Source organism: Pleionea sp. CnH1-48 (assembly GCF_024124665.1).
GTDB lineage: Bacteria > Pseudomonadota > Gammaproteobacteria > Enterobacterales > Kangiellaceae > JAMXSB01.
Map to the genome: position 1 here is coordinate 216,492 of NZ_JAMXSB010000008.1, position 14,637 is coordinate 231,128.

The window sequence follows — 14,637 nt, forward strand, 5'->3', positions numbered from 1 at the left end:
ACTCAAAACACTGCTCCCAATTAGCAGCAGCGACATAAATGCTCACAAGCGACTTTAGATAGCGCATAAATTAAAGTAAGCTTCCACGTTAAGCAAGCTATCTATTTACAGTACTGGCAAATCAACAGATTGACGGTGCAAATAAGTCACAAAGGTATACATTATGATCGAACAATGGCGCTTAACCATTGACCAATGTCTCCAACATAACAACGATGGAGATGCCGACTTATCATTATTTGATTTATCCAACTATGGACTACTGGCAGTCGAAGGCGAAGAATCGGCCAAGTTCCTGCAAGGCCAGCTCACCATTAATATTGACAAAGTCACTTCTGAACAAGGCAGCATTGGTGCGTTTTGTAACCCACAGGGGCGCATGCGTTCTTTGTTTGTTGTTTTGCCATCCTTGAACAATGAGGGCGACTACTGGTTATTGCTGCCTAAAGAAATATTGCCCCATACTCTGACGGAACTAAAGAAATACGCTCCATTTTTTAAAACCCAGTTAAGCGATCAATCGGATCAGTGGGGTATCTTTGGTCTCGCTGGTGCTCAAGAAAACTCTCCGAGTCAACAGAACGCCATCACTCAATGGCACGACGGATTACTCTACGCGCCCTACAATGACGCTCATTTTGTCGCCATCTTGCCCTTAAGCAGTGCTAACGAATATTGGCAAAAGCACCAAGAGCAAGCCCGATTTGCACCTTACTCAGAATGGTTGGTTCATTCTATCCAGCAGGGAGTGCCGCGTTTGTATCAATCTACTCTGGATCTCTTTTTGCCTCACTACCTGGACCTTCCCCCTTTAGGTGGCGTTGATTTTGACAAAGGCTGCTACACAGGCCAGGAAGTTGTTGCACGCATGCACTACAAAGCCACTTTGAAGTCTCATTTATACTATTTTACTGGCGAAAGTGATGTGACACCGGAACCGTCTACCCCTATTTGGGCAGATGGAAAAAAAATGGGTGACGTCGTTTGTGCCGAAACTCAGGGGCATCAGTTACATGTTATCGCTGTCACCAAAGACAGCATAGAAAAAAGCTCAAATATTCAGTGCATTGATGAAAATGGGCCTATACTTCAATGTAAAGGAAAAGCCCAATCGGATTAAAAGAAACGACTTATGAGTTTGCAACAAACCTTTCTCAATGAATTACTGGACGCAATAAAAAATGACCGACTGACACTTCCCACGTTACCCGAAGTGGCGCTCCGTATTCGCGAGGCAGTGGATGATCCTGATGTCTCGGCAGCCAAGCTGGCCGATGAGATATCAAAGGACGCTGCGATGGCCGCGCGCATCATTAAAGTAGCCAACAGTCCATTATTGCGAGGACGAGTTGTTGTAGACAATTTGCAGCTGGCGATATCCAGAATGGGGATCACTTTTGTACGCAATCTGGCAACAGGTTTAGCCATGGAGCAAATGTTTCAGGCCACCAACGATGCCGTTGACGAAAAACTGCGTTCCTCCTGGGAGCACTCAATAGAAGTGGCTTCCATTTGCCAAGTACTCGCCAGTCACTTCACACGCCTGAAGCCAGATCAGGCCATGTTGGCAGGATTGGTTCATGAGATTGGTACTTTACCCATTTTAACCTGTGCCGAAGAAACCCCAGAAATTCTGGAGCATCCAGGTATATTAGAAAAAATCATTGAACGCCTGCACCCGCGCATAGGCACAGAAATACTCAAAGCCTGGGATTTTCCCGAAGAGCTCGTTGCTGTTCCCATGGGCTATCTTAACTTCACTCGGGAATCAGAAGGCGACTCTGACTATGTCGATGTGGTCACTGTCGCCAATTTGCAGAGCTATCACGGCAGCAACCACCCGCTAGCTGAAGTGGATTGCAGTGTTATTCCAGCCTTCAAAAAGCTGGGATTATCTCACGAAGTTGATGTCCATCATGTAGAAGAGCTGGCAGAAGATATTGACGAAGCACGCAGCGCATTGCTATAAGTCAATCTCACTAGGCCAATAATTCTCAGTAAACTGTTGATTATCTACCGTTTATCGGCGCATTTCAGGTCTCTGGAGGGGTTATAATTAGTAATCTACCAATGAGGCTGATATGGTTAAGTATTAACCACAGTTAACTGAGCGCTCACTCTATATTTCAGCAGTAGGTAGGCACCCTTGTTAAAACCTCGTATCCCGTTCATAGTTGTAGCTCTGCTTTTTGTCTTTTCTTATCGGCTTGCTCATGCTGATTATGTCTTTCAGGTCGTGCCTCAAACCGCTTTTGACAGTGCCACAACAGATGTCGTTTGGACCAATGATGGCAGTCAGACGGGCTTCCCCATTGATGATGATTACCAACTGGTAAATATTGGCTTTACTTTTTATCTGGGCGAAACGGGTTATACACAAGTACGCATATTGGCAAATGGTGCTTTGCACTTTGGTGCCGATCAAGGCTTCCACAAAGATTACACCAACGAAGCCTTGCCAATTACTGGCGTACAGACCGGTCCCGGATTCGAAGAAGCCGCCGACAGAACGATTCTGGGCTACTGGGATGATTTAGAACCTAGCTCAGGCGGTACAGTGCGTTACAGTACGTCAGGCACAGCCCCCTATCGTCGTTTTGCCGTGAGCTGGATTTCAGTGCCTCGATACAATCAACCTACTACCGACTACACCATTCAGATCGTCATTTATGAAAATGGTGACATTCGTTTTCGCTATGGCAACGAAGATGAAAATGGTTCTAGCGCCACCATCGGTGTTGAAGTCGACGATTCCGACTTTACTCAATTCTCCTTTAATACTCCGAATACAGTTAACGACGCTAATGACATCTTGTGGACTCGAGAATTGCCGGCTATCTCCAGTATTGAAGCCAGCTGTTCTGATCCCGACACCATTATAGTGACCTTTGCAGATACGGTCTCACCAGCACGAGCCAACGATCCTCTCACCTATACACTGAATAACGGCGCATCAGTAACCAGCGCCAACTTAACCAGTGCTACAACCGTAGAACTCACCACAGCTGCGGCCTTGAATCAGGGTATTACTTATACACTTAGCACAGGTACTCCGACACAAAACCAGAATTTTCAACTCACGGCCACCACAAATGTCACCTATTCTGATAACTTTTCCAGTGGTGGTTACAGTGGCGGTACAGGAACCTGGGCAAGCAACTGGATAGAAGAAGATGACAACGGCTCCAGTGCTTCAGGAAACGTTTTTATTTCAGGTAACGAAGTATTTATGGATGATCGTCCAAACTCTGGTGGCGAGCCTGCTCTATACCGACAAGTCGATCTATCAGCAGCAACCGCCGCGACTTTGACCGTCGACTTAAGGACGTTTAATACCTTAGAAAATAGTGATCGCTTTGCGGTAGAAGTATCCAGCAATGGAGGTGCCAGTTATACCACCTTGCAACTCTTTTCGAATGATTTCTCGGGTACGTTTAATTATGACATTAGCGCTCACTTGTCTGCTCAAACTCGAATTCGATTTCGTATTGACGCAAACTACGGCGGTTTTAACGAGTTTGTGGGTATAGATAATATTGTCATTGCAGCCACCGAAACCGCCACCTGCGTGCCCGCTGTGGATCATTTTGAAATCCTCCATGATGGTAACGGGATTAATTGTCTGGCAGAGCCCATTACTATAAAGGCCGTCGATTCTGGCGGCACCACGGTAACCGGCTTTACAGGAACGGTCAATTTATCGCTGTCGACCAACAACGGTAACTGGTTTACGGTTGATAACAACAATACCAGCATCGATCCCGCTGAAGGCACATTAACCGATACCGCTAATGATGATGATGGCGCCGCCACTTATCAATTTGTCGCCGCCGATAACGGCGAAGTGGTACTGTATCTACAAAACACTCATGAAGAGACTACGAATATTGGTGTTACCGACGGTAGCATTACCGATGATGACAGCGAAGGAAACATCACCTTCCGTCCTTTCGGTTTCTTAGCCACACCAGCACCTGTAGGGACACAAATTGCAGGTCGCCCTTTCAATATGTCATTGACAGCAGCGGGCCAAACTCCCGGCAACCCCAACTGCGGTGTCATTGAAGAATACGCGGGCACAAAAGCCATCAACTTCTGGTCCAGTTATGTATCCCCCGCGACCAGCCCTACCAATGTCACCGTTAATAGCAACACCATCGGTACTTCCGAAGCGACCTCCAGTAGTCAGAATGTCAGCTTTGTAAATGGTGTTGCCGTGATTTCTGTACAGTACAACGACGTTGGGCAAATCAGCTTGAATGCCAAAGATGATATTGGTATTGGTGATCCCGTTGCAGGAACTACAAGTGAAATCATTGGTGGTGTGGCACCTTTTGTGGTGCGTCCATTTGGCTATGATATTCAGATAAGTACAGACCCTTATGCCGATGATGCCAACGACGATATGTTCACTCGCGCGGGCGTCGATTTCTCAATGACCGTTCGTAGTGTTCTGTGGCAAGCAGGAGACGATCTTGATAATAATGGTATCCCTGACCCTTATATCGATACCAACGCTGATGGAAGGCCTGACTCAGGCGGTGATCTCAGCAATAATGGCGCTACCCCTAACATTCATCAAATCAGCGGCAGTGTTGCTCTTACGCCCGTCCCAATCATAGTGGCTAATGCAGGCGTTCTATCGGTTAGCAGCTTTAACTTTAGTTCTTTTGTTGCAGGCAGCTATACCTTCAACCAACAATGGAATGAAGTAGGCCTATTACAAATTGATGCACTCACTAATGACTTTATGTCGACGGGCCTAAGTATCGAAGGAGAACGAATTAATATCGGACGCTTTGTTCCCCATCATTATGATTTGACCATTGATACTATTGCCGAACAGTGCGGCACTTTTACTTATGCGGGTTTTGATGACGGAGTTAACGCTGGTCTTGATAAAAACGGCCAGCCCTTTTCAGTCAGTGGTAACATCACCGCAGAGAATGCCGCCAACGGCACCACACAAAACTATCAAGGTGCTTTTGCCAAACTAGTCCCTGCTAATATCAGTGCAACACCCTACAATGTAACAGCTGCTGCTAACGCGACTGGAACGCTTAATTTCTCTTCCTCTGCGTTAAGTTTTTCTGCAGGCACCAGCAGTTATTCCGCTGCGGCAGTCGACTACCAACACCCCGCTCTGGCTGCTCCATTTAATTTGCGAGTAAACATCAACGCAGCAGATTCAGACGGAATCACGCTACCCTCCATCGTAAACTCCAACGACTTTGAAGTCAGACAAGGGCGTTTTCAGATAACCAGTGTGTATGGACCTGAAACTCAAATGCTCGAGATGCCCGTGTTTGCAAACTACTACAATGGCACCACCTGGATAGTGAACAATGCTGACAACTGTACTCAATATCAGGCCGCAAACATTAGCTTTGTACCTGGAACTTATACAGGCACACTGACCGCAGGAAGCACCAGTGCCACAGTTCCCATTTTATCGACTCTGGTTACAGGCCGCTCAGATGTTGGTGATGGAATTTTCTTCTCTGCCCCATCCGGTGGCCAAACAGGACAGGTGGATGTGCTCTACTCACTCACAGCATTGCCATGGCTTGGCTTTGACTGGAATGGTGACAATTCGATTAATTCACCACGAGCCACCATCAGCTTTGGTAGCTATCGAGGCAATGATCGGGTTATTTATTGGCGCGAAAATTAATAACATCTCGACACCAGCATCAATGCTCCAACTTATCGGGTCGGCATTTGATGTTGGTCATGCAACACTTGTTGTAAACGTGTTGCCACGGTCCCCAATAACTTTTTACAGGTCACCGCATCATGACTCAGCAACTGATTAAATCTTTGTGCATCCAACACAATCACCATAACGTCATCCAATGCAGCCACATCTGATGCTCTAACGCTCCCGGTGATGGTTCCTAGCTCACCGACGGGTTGGCCGGCTTTTATTCTGGCCACAGGTTGCATGCCCTGTTCGGTTTTTAGTTGTGCCTGTAACTCTCCTTTATACAACAGATATAGCTCATGAGAGTGTTCCCCTTCCTGACATAAGGTAGCACCTATGGCATAAGCTCTGACTTCTGATAATTGTGCCAGACGAGCTAACGCAGGCAGATCCAGGTTTTTAAACAGGTCAAACGTTAATAGCCAGGCCAGGCGATCAGTAAGAGAGATGGGTAAGCGCTTGTAATCTTTTGATGCTCGAGACTCACCAAACTGCCATCTTAAACGAACATTCTTTTGTTCACCCATGGTGATGGGTTGTTCGCTCGTTATTGCGGTTTCACGTTTGATGCGACGACGCCCCAAAAAGATCTTCGCCGCAGAGCTGTCGGCACATACCCATACTTGACCTTTATGCTCATAAAAATGCGCATGCATAGGTAACAACTCACTAGAAGCAATAGATAAAGAGGCGAGACTGGATGCCCCCATGGTAGCAGGGAGTGAAGTACGAAATAATTCTTCAGGCTGCCCCCCTACGGAAACAAAAAAATGAACCTCACGTTCTCCATGAGTTTCAGGATGCTCAGCTTGCTGTTTAGCCGCCGTAATAAATTCGTGACTAGCATAACGCTCATAAAAATCGGCAAGCTGCTCCGTTGGCTTGCCTTCACTCAACGCCAGATGCGCATAAAAGCTGACATAAGGATCCGGATCTTGCGACAAAGACTGCAATAAAGAAGACACTTCAATCTGGCTCAACAAACACACCAAGTCTAAAGGTTTATGGGGGGTTGATGCACGTTTGGTTAACAAGTATTGACGAAAGTTTTCATCAGCCCTCAATAGATCAGGCAACACATCTTCCAGTTCGTGAAACTCAAGGCGAGCCTGCAAAAAACCACTCACAGAAAAATGTAAGTCCTGCAACATACTTTGTTGCTCAGACTGTATATCCAAACTCAAACAATTTTTGATGTACTCATTCATTAAACTAAATATGCGCATCGAGAGCGCATGAATCAAAACAATAATGGGAGTTAGATGGCCAGCCTCTTCCATCCGCTCCAGACTGCGAAGTTGATTCACTTCATGTTCAATGCGCTTTAAAAGGTTCTGGTTATAATTTCGAATAGGGTTGTTGGTTCCAGCAATATCAACGAGCCAGGCTTGATAGTCATGCTCATCAACAGCATACAAACTCCGTAACCGATTCATTTCTTTTTCAAAACTTTCTGAGCTCATTAAAGCCGATAAAGAGACATCCGAATCGGTTTGCTGTAATAGCCAACGCTCAGCCAACGGTTTAAAGGACTGAAAACCAGCTTGACGCTGTTGGTTTCGTTGGCGGTCAACATCCAGTAATGAAGCATCTTCGACGCCTAACGATAAAATAATACTATGATGCTCTTCTTCACTGAGCCCCAGGTTTGTACGAACGTCAGCCAACACCGTTAAGCTTTCAACCGACGTAATCCCTCCTTGCTCTAACATATCCTTTAAGGTTTCTCGATAAACATTGGCTTTCTGCTCTTTACTGATGTTGGGCAAGGTTTTTGCCAGGATATACACTTCATCCGCTTTTAACTCTTCTAACTTGCGCCCTTCGAGTAAGTTAGAAAAATCGATAGGTAAAGTGCGCAACTGTCGAATCAATGACTTCATCAGAGATTCACGTCGATACTCTTCGGGGTTTCGCAACCAGCTCTTAACCAACCATAATGTACTGATAATAGTAAGAGCAAATAGCAGAAATGATACAACTTCAGCTGAGAAAAAAAGCAGTAAGTTTTGAGTGCTGTAAAAATAAAACACATTAAAAGTGATAAACGTCGTCACACAATAAAAATTATGTTGAATAACCACGGGATTAAATGAGCCATACTGATTTAATAATGCCTTGGTAATGGCTTCAAAAGTGCGCGCAATGATATTGGCAACCACAACACTCAAACCCAGTATCAAAGGAACAACAAGCCAACTCCAAGCCACCGTCACACTTTGATAAGAGGAAGGCAGTAAGCTTTCTAGCACTTGTAAAAATAGAGCATTTTCATAAAAGCCAATAACCAACCCAATAAGTCCATAGGTAGCCCACTTGCGTCCTTTTACATTCAGTTCCTGCCAATATTGTTTTTCTAAGTCGATGTCGGGGCAATAGGCTTTACAGCCGACACAGGTACTCACATCTTCATTTCCTCCCGCCGAACGGCACATGGATTTTGGCGTGCGAGTATTAGCATCGTAAAAATGGCTTTCTAACAAACCACCCGGCTCAGAATAGAATTTTTGTACCGGAGCCATTGGGCAAAAATAGTGACACCATGTTTTCCCCCCAAACAGATAACCACAAATAATGGCCAGACTGATTAAACCCAGAAAAAACAGTGCTAATAAGAATGGCTCATTGCCAATCCAAAGCGCACGGCAACACACACCGACAAATAATAATGAAAACTGCACCAACCAAAAGTTTTGTGCCAGCCAGCTGTCCTTATCAATAAGTCGAATACGACGCTCAATCTTTCCATTTTTGGTATTAAAAGATTTTTTCATCCATTGAATACCTAAACGCCGTGGCAACTGCATCAAAGCAGACAAAGGACATACACGGCGCCAGGCTTCATGGCCAGCCACCATTAAAAAAACAGGAATAAAAGGAACAAGAATCGTCCAGAAAAGTGTTAAAGAAAACTCTGAAGGATCATAAATACGATGCGTTGTTTGAATATTTTCAGACCACAATAAGCCAACAATTAAACAGCCCCAGCCGAACGCCAGTAGATAACTTAACCAACGAACCTTTATTTCGGCCATTCTGGACAGCATATCGTGGCTCCCCACCGTGTTTTCTTATCTTGATTAGTGTAACATTACGCCAGCTTTGGTCAAATAACATGCGATATCATGACACAACAACATTTCTTTATATTACTACTCGCTCACTTAGCGGGCGGACAAGAACATGTCTCTGCTGCCCAGGTTGAAACTTTACTGAAACTCAAAAAGGACTTTCCACAGTGCGCCCAATGGCTGCCCGAGTCCGAAATGGTTTTTGCCAAGTTATGGGGAGAGATTGGCGGTCTTGACGCAGCAGCCCGATTAACTGCTTTACAACAAAACTGGGCACCATTGGCAACCGCCAATGTCGATACACAAACAATCGAAAAAATCGCTTTAAAACTGTTAGCTGCAGAAAGCCTGCTGCCTAACGTGGTTGCTCCAGAGCAACACCAACAACAAGTTCAAGAACTACTGCAACAACTCAAACCTGCCAGCACACAAGCAGCCACGGCAGAAACCATCGCTGTTGCATCTGAAGAAATAGAGGTCGAAGATGTTAGCCAGTGGCCACTATGGGAAAAAGGACTCACCGAGCTTCGTTGTGTGAATGTGATCCAGCAAACTCACGACGTAAAAAGCTTTCAGTTTGTGTCTGAACCACGACAGAAATTTCATTATAAACCCGGTCAATTTGTTGCTTTGCAATTGCAAATAGACGGAAAACGGGTGATTCGCTCTTATACTATTTCATCATCACCTTCTCGCCCCTATCTGCTAGAAATCACCGTTAAACGCGATCCTAACGGTCTGGTGTCCAGCTGGTTGCATGACAATATGCAGGTTGGCGAGCCACTTAAGGTACGAGGCCCCAATGGTCGCTTTAATAATTGGGACCACCCCACTAACAAAGCACTGTTACTATCCGCAGGTAGTGGTATTACGCCCTGTATGTCGATGGCACGTTGGTGGACCGATACCAGCAGCGACACCGACGTTGTCTTCTTCCATAGCGCCAAAGCGGTTAAAGATATTATCTTTGCCGAAGAAACTGCACTGATGGACAAAAACCATACTGCATTTCGCAACCTGGTCACCTGCACGCGCCCAGAAGCCGGTGAAAGCTGGTCAGGATTAACAGGACGTCTAAGTGCCGAGATGTTGCAGCTGGCTTGTCCAGACTTTCATGAACGTACGGTCTATTGCTGTGGCCCAGAACCCTTTATGACATCAGCGAAACAACTGTTGGAAAGTCTGGGTTTTGATATGTCACGTTACTTCGAAGAAAGCTTTGGCGGAGCAGCCAAAAAACGCCCTACACCACCCGCAGGAAGCAGCAGCCAACCTAAGCCTCAGCCTAAAGTAGCTGCACCAGCAAAACCAGAGCCAGCGCCACCCGCCCCCGTTGCCGAAGCTTCAACAGCAGCCCCAAAGGCGCCGGAGCAACGTGCTGGTGAGTATCAGTTGAGCTTCAAGCAGAGTAACAAGCGCACAGTTTTGGGAGAGAATGACTTTATTCTCGACAAAGCAGATGAAGAAGATGTTTTTATCGATTATAGTTGCCGTTCAGGTACTTGTGGGACCTGTCGAGTAAAACTGCTTTCTGGTGACGTCAGTATGGATTGTGACGAAGGCCTTGATGCCGACGCTCGCGCCGAAGGTTACATACTAACCTGCACCACTCGGCTGAAATCAGATGTCGTGATTGACGTTTAATCAAACTATTTCCACTGCTCTGCCCATACAATCACGCTATGCAGAGCAGTCATAAAATAACAACATGTTGGAGAAATCAGTGAAAAAACTTACCATTGCTTTGTTATCAGCCGCTATTTTGAGCGCTTGCAGTGACAACAAAGAAGCAGCACCAGCACAAGAGGCTCCTGCCAAAGAGCAAGCAACTCAAGCACCAAGCCAACCGGCAAAAGACGCTCATGGCCATAATCATGAAGGCCAGCACGATCACAAACATGATCATGCTCACGATCACGCAGCCTCAGCGCCTTCGATGCAACTCTACGAAGAAGTAGAGCCTCAGGATGCCTGCGAAGCACCTATCGTTATCGAATTTTTCGCTTACCAATGCCCACACTGTAATACTTTGGAAGACTACCTGAAAAAATGGGAAAAACCAGAAGGCGTTATCTTCAAATTGGTACCTACCGACTTAGGTCGCAAAGAGTTCTTTCCATTCATTCTGGTTCATGTTGCAGCAGAAAAGTTAGGCATTATCGATACGGTAAAAACTGCTTTGTTTAATCGCATCCATAAAGAACAAAAAATGATCCAGAGCCAAGAAGATGCGATTCAAATTCTCGTTGAAGCAGGCGCTAAAAAAGAAGCTGCCGAAGCTGTACTTAAAGACGAAGAATATCTGAAAACATCGATAGAAAGTAACTATGAGTTGCTGAGAAAATACAAAATTACGGGTGTGCCTGATTTACTGGTCAACTACCAATACAAAACTAGCCCAAGAACTGCAAAAGGCTACGACAACGTATTTCCGACCATCAATAACTTGTTAAAAAATCCGCTTAAGTGCAAAAAATAAGTGATAACCGCTCCCTTACGAATAAGGGAGCGGTCTTTTATTTTAAGGAAATGAAATAACCTCAACTTCATCGTACTCAAACAGTCCATTGTTATCGACGATTTGCCAAATAATATAAGTTCCGCTGGTCACATCACCTCGTTCATTAAAGTCTATAACACCGGACGCTCCGTTATAATCAATATCACCACCTGCCAAGATGACACTTTTTGCCGTTGCAAATTCGTTAGGATTAATGATCGTTGATGCAGAGCCATTAGGATTAGATACGCTGCTGATCTCGCTAATGATTGCCGCACGAGTTTCTACACCTGCCTGTTGCATCGCTAATGCAATTAAATAAACCGCATCATAAGAGGATTCACCAAAAGGGCCAGGTGCAAATCCCCAAGTGTCACTAAAGCGACTGGCAAAAGCTTGATAGTTCTGAGTCGCTTGCGGAGGCACAGGAGCTGTGCCTTTCATTCCTTCAATAACCTGCGGAGCACCATTAGATAGTAGAAACTCGCCAAAATTGCCATCAACACCATACAAAGGAATATCCGTATGACCAGCGGATGCTAAATCACGGGTAAAATTAGCACCATCGGTAAAAAACGTCATAGTGACAATGGCAGGAGGAACACCATTCGCCAATAGCGCATTCACCTCATTTTCAAAACCAATTTCTTTAGTATCAGGATACGAAACCTGACTGAGAATCGAACCGCCTAACTGCTCGTATCGTGGCTTAAAAGCAGAAAATAAACCGTTACCATAAGAATCATCTCGAAATATCACACTGACAGAAAAAATATTATCCGCCACCAAAAGATTCGCCAATATAAAGCCTTGAAATTCATCGGACGCTATAGTTCGCCATACCGTATTATTGTCATCAAGATCAGATATCTCTGGCGAGGTCGCAGAAGGAGAAATTAAAGGCATACCATCTGCAATAGTTTGGTTCTCTGCCGTATATAAAGTAACAGAACTCGCGGCCGCTCCAATGATAGCGACGACGCCCTGCTCACTTAATTGTTTTGCAGCCGCAGCTCCAGTTGGCCCATCCAAACGAGAATCCTTAATCAACAGCTCCAACATTTTTCCGTTAACGCCACCCGTATCATTGATCTCTTTGATGGCTAATTGAGCTGAGTTTTTGCTGGTTAAACCAAAGCTGGCCAAGGCTCCTGTGGTCGGCAAAATCATGCCTATTTTTACGGAGTCGGGAGAAGGCACGACTTCGGGATCATCAACGCTCGTATTGCAGCCGGTGAATAAACTCACTAGAACACAAATCAACCATACTCTTTTCATGTTCAGCTCCCCTAAAATCGAAACGAATAAGAGACAGAAAGGGTTCGTTCTCGGCCCGGAACATCAATCCCGGAAAACCCAGGTTGTTCATAGTCTTCGTCAAGTACATTCAACATTCGTAGTGACAGTGCATGCGAATTGAATTCATAAGAATAGATGGCATCAAGCAGTGTATAAGGCTCCAACTGATAAGGTTCGCTGTCATTAAACTGGATATTCGAGCGAGTTGCCCGGCGTTCTGAAGCATAACGAGCAGATATTCCCACAGAGCCATATTGAGGCATTTGCCATTGCCAACGAATTTGTGTTGATAATTTTGGGTACATATCACTTGGCGAAACCAAAACGCCCAATATAGGATCAAGCACCGAATTTTCTGTATCTGTATAAGCAAAGTTGGCCGCTAGCGAATGGTTCTCATGAATTCGATAATGCACCTCACCTTCTGCACCATATCCCGTCTGCGCACCTCTATTTTGCGGTTGACTGTTGTTTCCTACGGGTATTAGCTCAACTCGATTATCAATTTTATTATTATAGACATTGAGCACTAACTTCAGTGTTTCACTAACAGACCAGTTAAGCTCGATCTCAGAAGTTGATGCTTCCTCAGCCTGCAATAGCGGATTGCCGAAAATCTCTCCGGCATACAGAGGTTGAGCATATAACTGCATAGCCGCAGGCGCTTTAAACGATGTTCCATACAAAGCCTTAATAGATAGTTTGTCGGTGACAGAAAACACCAGTCCAGCTCGATAGTTTGTCGACTCACCATAAATATTGTGGTCATCAACGCGCAGGTTTAAAGTCACCCCCATTGCTTCTGTGGCATAGGTCGTAAATTGAAGATAAGCGCCTTTGTTCTCAAACTTCTGCCTTCCTTGAGACTGGCTGACTAGAGTTTCTACCCCCGTTATCGAATCAACATTAAAAATTTCAATGAGCTCTTCGTTATTGTTGGTATTATCAAAACCGAAAATCAGAGAGGTATCTTCAGAAAAAGTATAAAGTCCTTCGATCATTATATCGTGGGCATCATAAGCAAATTTTCGTCGAGGAAAAGTCACAGCGGAGCCAAAATTTAAACGTTCATTAGACCCTGGCTCTCCCCAGGCATGAGCATAGGAAACTTTAAAGTTAAGTTGATCGCTATAACGCCAAAGCGCATCAACACGAGCGGTTTCGGTTTCAAGTGATATACGATTATTGTGACTCAAGATACCGAAGTCGATAAACTCAGCAAACGTATCCAGAACACTTCGATGAAACATACCTTCAATGGTCCAAACGTCACTAAAAGAATGCTTAAGATCAAAATAAATATTTCTCGGTCTTGTGGTGTCATTTTGTGACACCAAATTATTGGCATTAACAAAGGTCGAGTACAGTGGTGATGTTGTTGGCAACTGATAACTGTTACGTTCTTCTTTACCAGCCATAAAAGCAGCATTCAAGCGAGTCTTCTCACCCACATAACCAAACCATCCCGATGTGGCCTGTTGACTATTCACACCATAGGAAACCTGAATATCTCCACTCCATAAATCCTCTGCTTTTCGTGTAATAATATTAACAACACCTAAAAAAGCATTCTCACCATACAAAGCCGATGCAGGACCACGCACCACCTCAATTTGTTCAACCGCTTCCATTGCAATGAGTTCAGGCCCCAGAAAATTTGCTGAGTCAGAACGAAATGCTACAGACTGACCATTAATCATTACCTTGAGATTTCGACTATAAGCTCTCAATCCACCGTTGCTACCCCTGACACCAAAATTAACACTCACAAAATCATCCACACCATAAAAGCCTGGAACTTGTTGCAAAGCGTCAGCAACGGAACGGTAATTCCAGTTTTTAATATCTTCTCGAGTGATGACAGAGATAACCGCAGGCGCTTCTGATTGCTTTTGCAGGCCTTTGGAGACGGTAGTTACCTGAATATTACGTAGTTCTTCAAGAGATTTATCAAAAAGCTCTTCTTCAGCATATAGGAAAAAGCTACTTAAAAGAAATATTGTTATGACTATTTCGGTGGTCTTAAATTTGCGCACCGTGCCTTCTCTTTTACCAAACTTATA

General features: G+C 44.9%; 8 protein-coding genes. 5 read left to right on the forward strand and 3 right to left on the reverse strand.

Annotated features, from left to right (window positions below):
* Positions 1-163: 163 nt before the first annotated feature.
* From NH399_RS14325 to NH399_RS14335, 3 genes are all read left to right on the forward strand, one after another.
* Positions 164-1,120 carry a folate-binding protein YgfZ gene (locus tag NH399_RS14325; protein ID WP_253041196.1) on the forward strand — a complete coding sequence of 319 codons (957 nt, stop codon included), beginning with the start codon at positions 164-166 and terminating at the stop codon, positions 1,118-1,120.
* A 12-nt stretch (positions 1,121-1,132) separates the two neighbouring features.
* Positions 1,133-1,969 (forward strand): HDOD domain-containing protein, encoded by an 837-nt coding sequence (locus NH399_RS14330; RefSeq protein WP_253041199.1) that lies wholly within the window; start codon positions 1,133-1,135, stop codon positions 1,967-1,969.
* A 177-nt stretch (positions 1,970-2,146) separates the two neighbouring features.
* On the forward strand, positions 2,147-5,674 hold the full coding sequence (locus tag NH399_RS14335; RefSeq protein ID WP_253041201.1) for a DUF6701 domain-containing protein: 3,528 nt from the start codon (positions 2,147-2,149) through the stop codon (positions 5,672-5,674).
* A gap of 32 nt (positions 5,675-5,706) precedes the next feature.
* On the opposite strand, the gene NH399_RS14340 is transcribed toward NH399_RS14335, so the two are convergent.
* Entirely contained in the window at positions 5,707-8,751 is a 3,045-nt protein-coding gene (locus NH399_RS14340) for a cyclic nucleotide-binding domain-containing protein (RefSeq protein ID WP_253041203.1), read from the reverse strand.
* A 78-nt stretch (positions 8,752-8,829) separates the two neighbouring features.
* On the opposite strand from NH399_RS14340, the gene NH399_RS14345 reads away from it, so the two are divergent.
* Entirely contained in the window at positions 8,830-10,419 is a 1,590-nt protein-coding gene (locus NH399_RS14345) for a hybrid-cluster NAD(P)-dependent oxidoreductase (protein WP_253041205.1), read from the forward strand.
* Between the two features lie 79 nt (positions 10,420-10,498).
* The gene (locus NH399_RS14350) at positions 10,499-11,254 is read left to right on the forward strand and encodes a DsbA family protein (RefSeq protein WP_253041207.1); all 756 of its coding nucleotides are present in this window, start codon (positions 10,499-10,501) and stop codon (positions 11,252-11,254) included.
* A gap of 42 nt (positions 11,255-11,296) precedes the next feature.
* Here NH399_RS14350 and NH399_RS14355 read toward each other — a convergent pair whose 3' ends face one another.
* Positions 11,297-12,553 carry an ABC transporter substrate-binding protein gene (locus tag NH399_RS14355; protein ID WP_253041209.1) on the reverse strand — a complete coding sequence of 419 codons (1,257 nt, stop codon included), beginning with the start codon at positions 12,551-12,553 and terminating at the stop codon, positions 11,297-11,299.
* 11 nt (positions 12,554-12,564) lie between these two features.
* Positions 12,565-14,610: a TonB-dependent receptor domain-containing protein gene (locus NH399_RS14360; RefSeq protein WP_253041211.1), complete on the reverse strand. Its 2,046-nt coding sequence runs from the start codon at positions 14,608-14,610 to the stop codon at positions 12,565-12,567.
* Positions 14,611-14,637: the final 27 nt, after the last annotated feature.

Coding starts and splice junctions, on each gene's coding strand:
- NH399_RS14325 (WP_253041196.1), top strand. CDS start 164: ATGATCGAACAATGGCGCTTAACCATTGACCAATGTCTCCAACATAAC.
- NH399_RS14330 (WP_253041199.1), top strand. CDS start 1,133: ATGAGTTTGCAACAAACCTTTCTCAATGAATTACTGGACGCAATAAAA.
- NH399_RS14340 (WP_253041203.1), bottom strand. CDS start 8,751: ATGCTGTCCAGAATGGCCGAAATAAAGGTTCGTTGGTTAAGTTATCTA.
- NH399_RS14345 (WP_253041205.1), top strand. CDS start 8,830: ATGACACAACAACATTTCTTTATATTACTACTCGCTCACTTAGCGGGC.
- NH399_RS14355 (WP_253041209.1), bottom strand. CDS start 12,553: ATGAAAAGAGTATGGTTGATTTGTGTTCTAGTGAGTTTATTCACCGGC.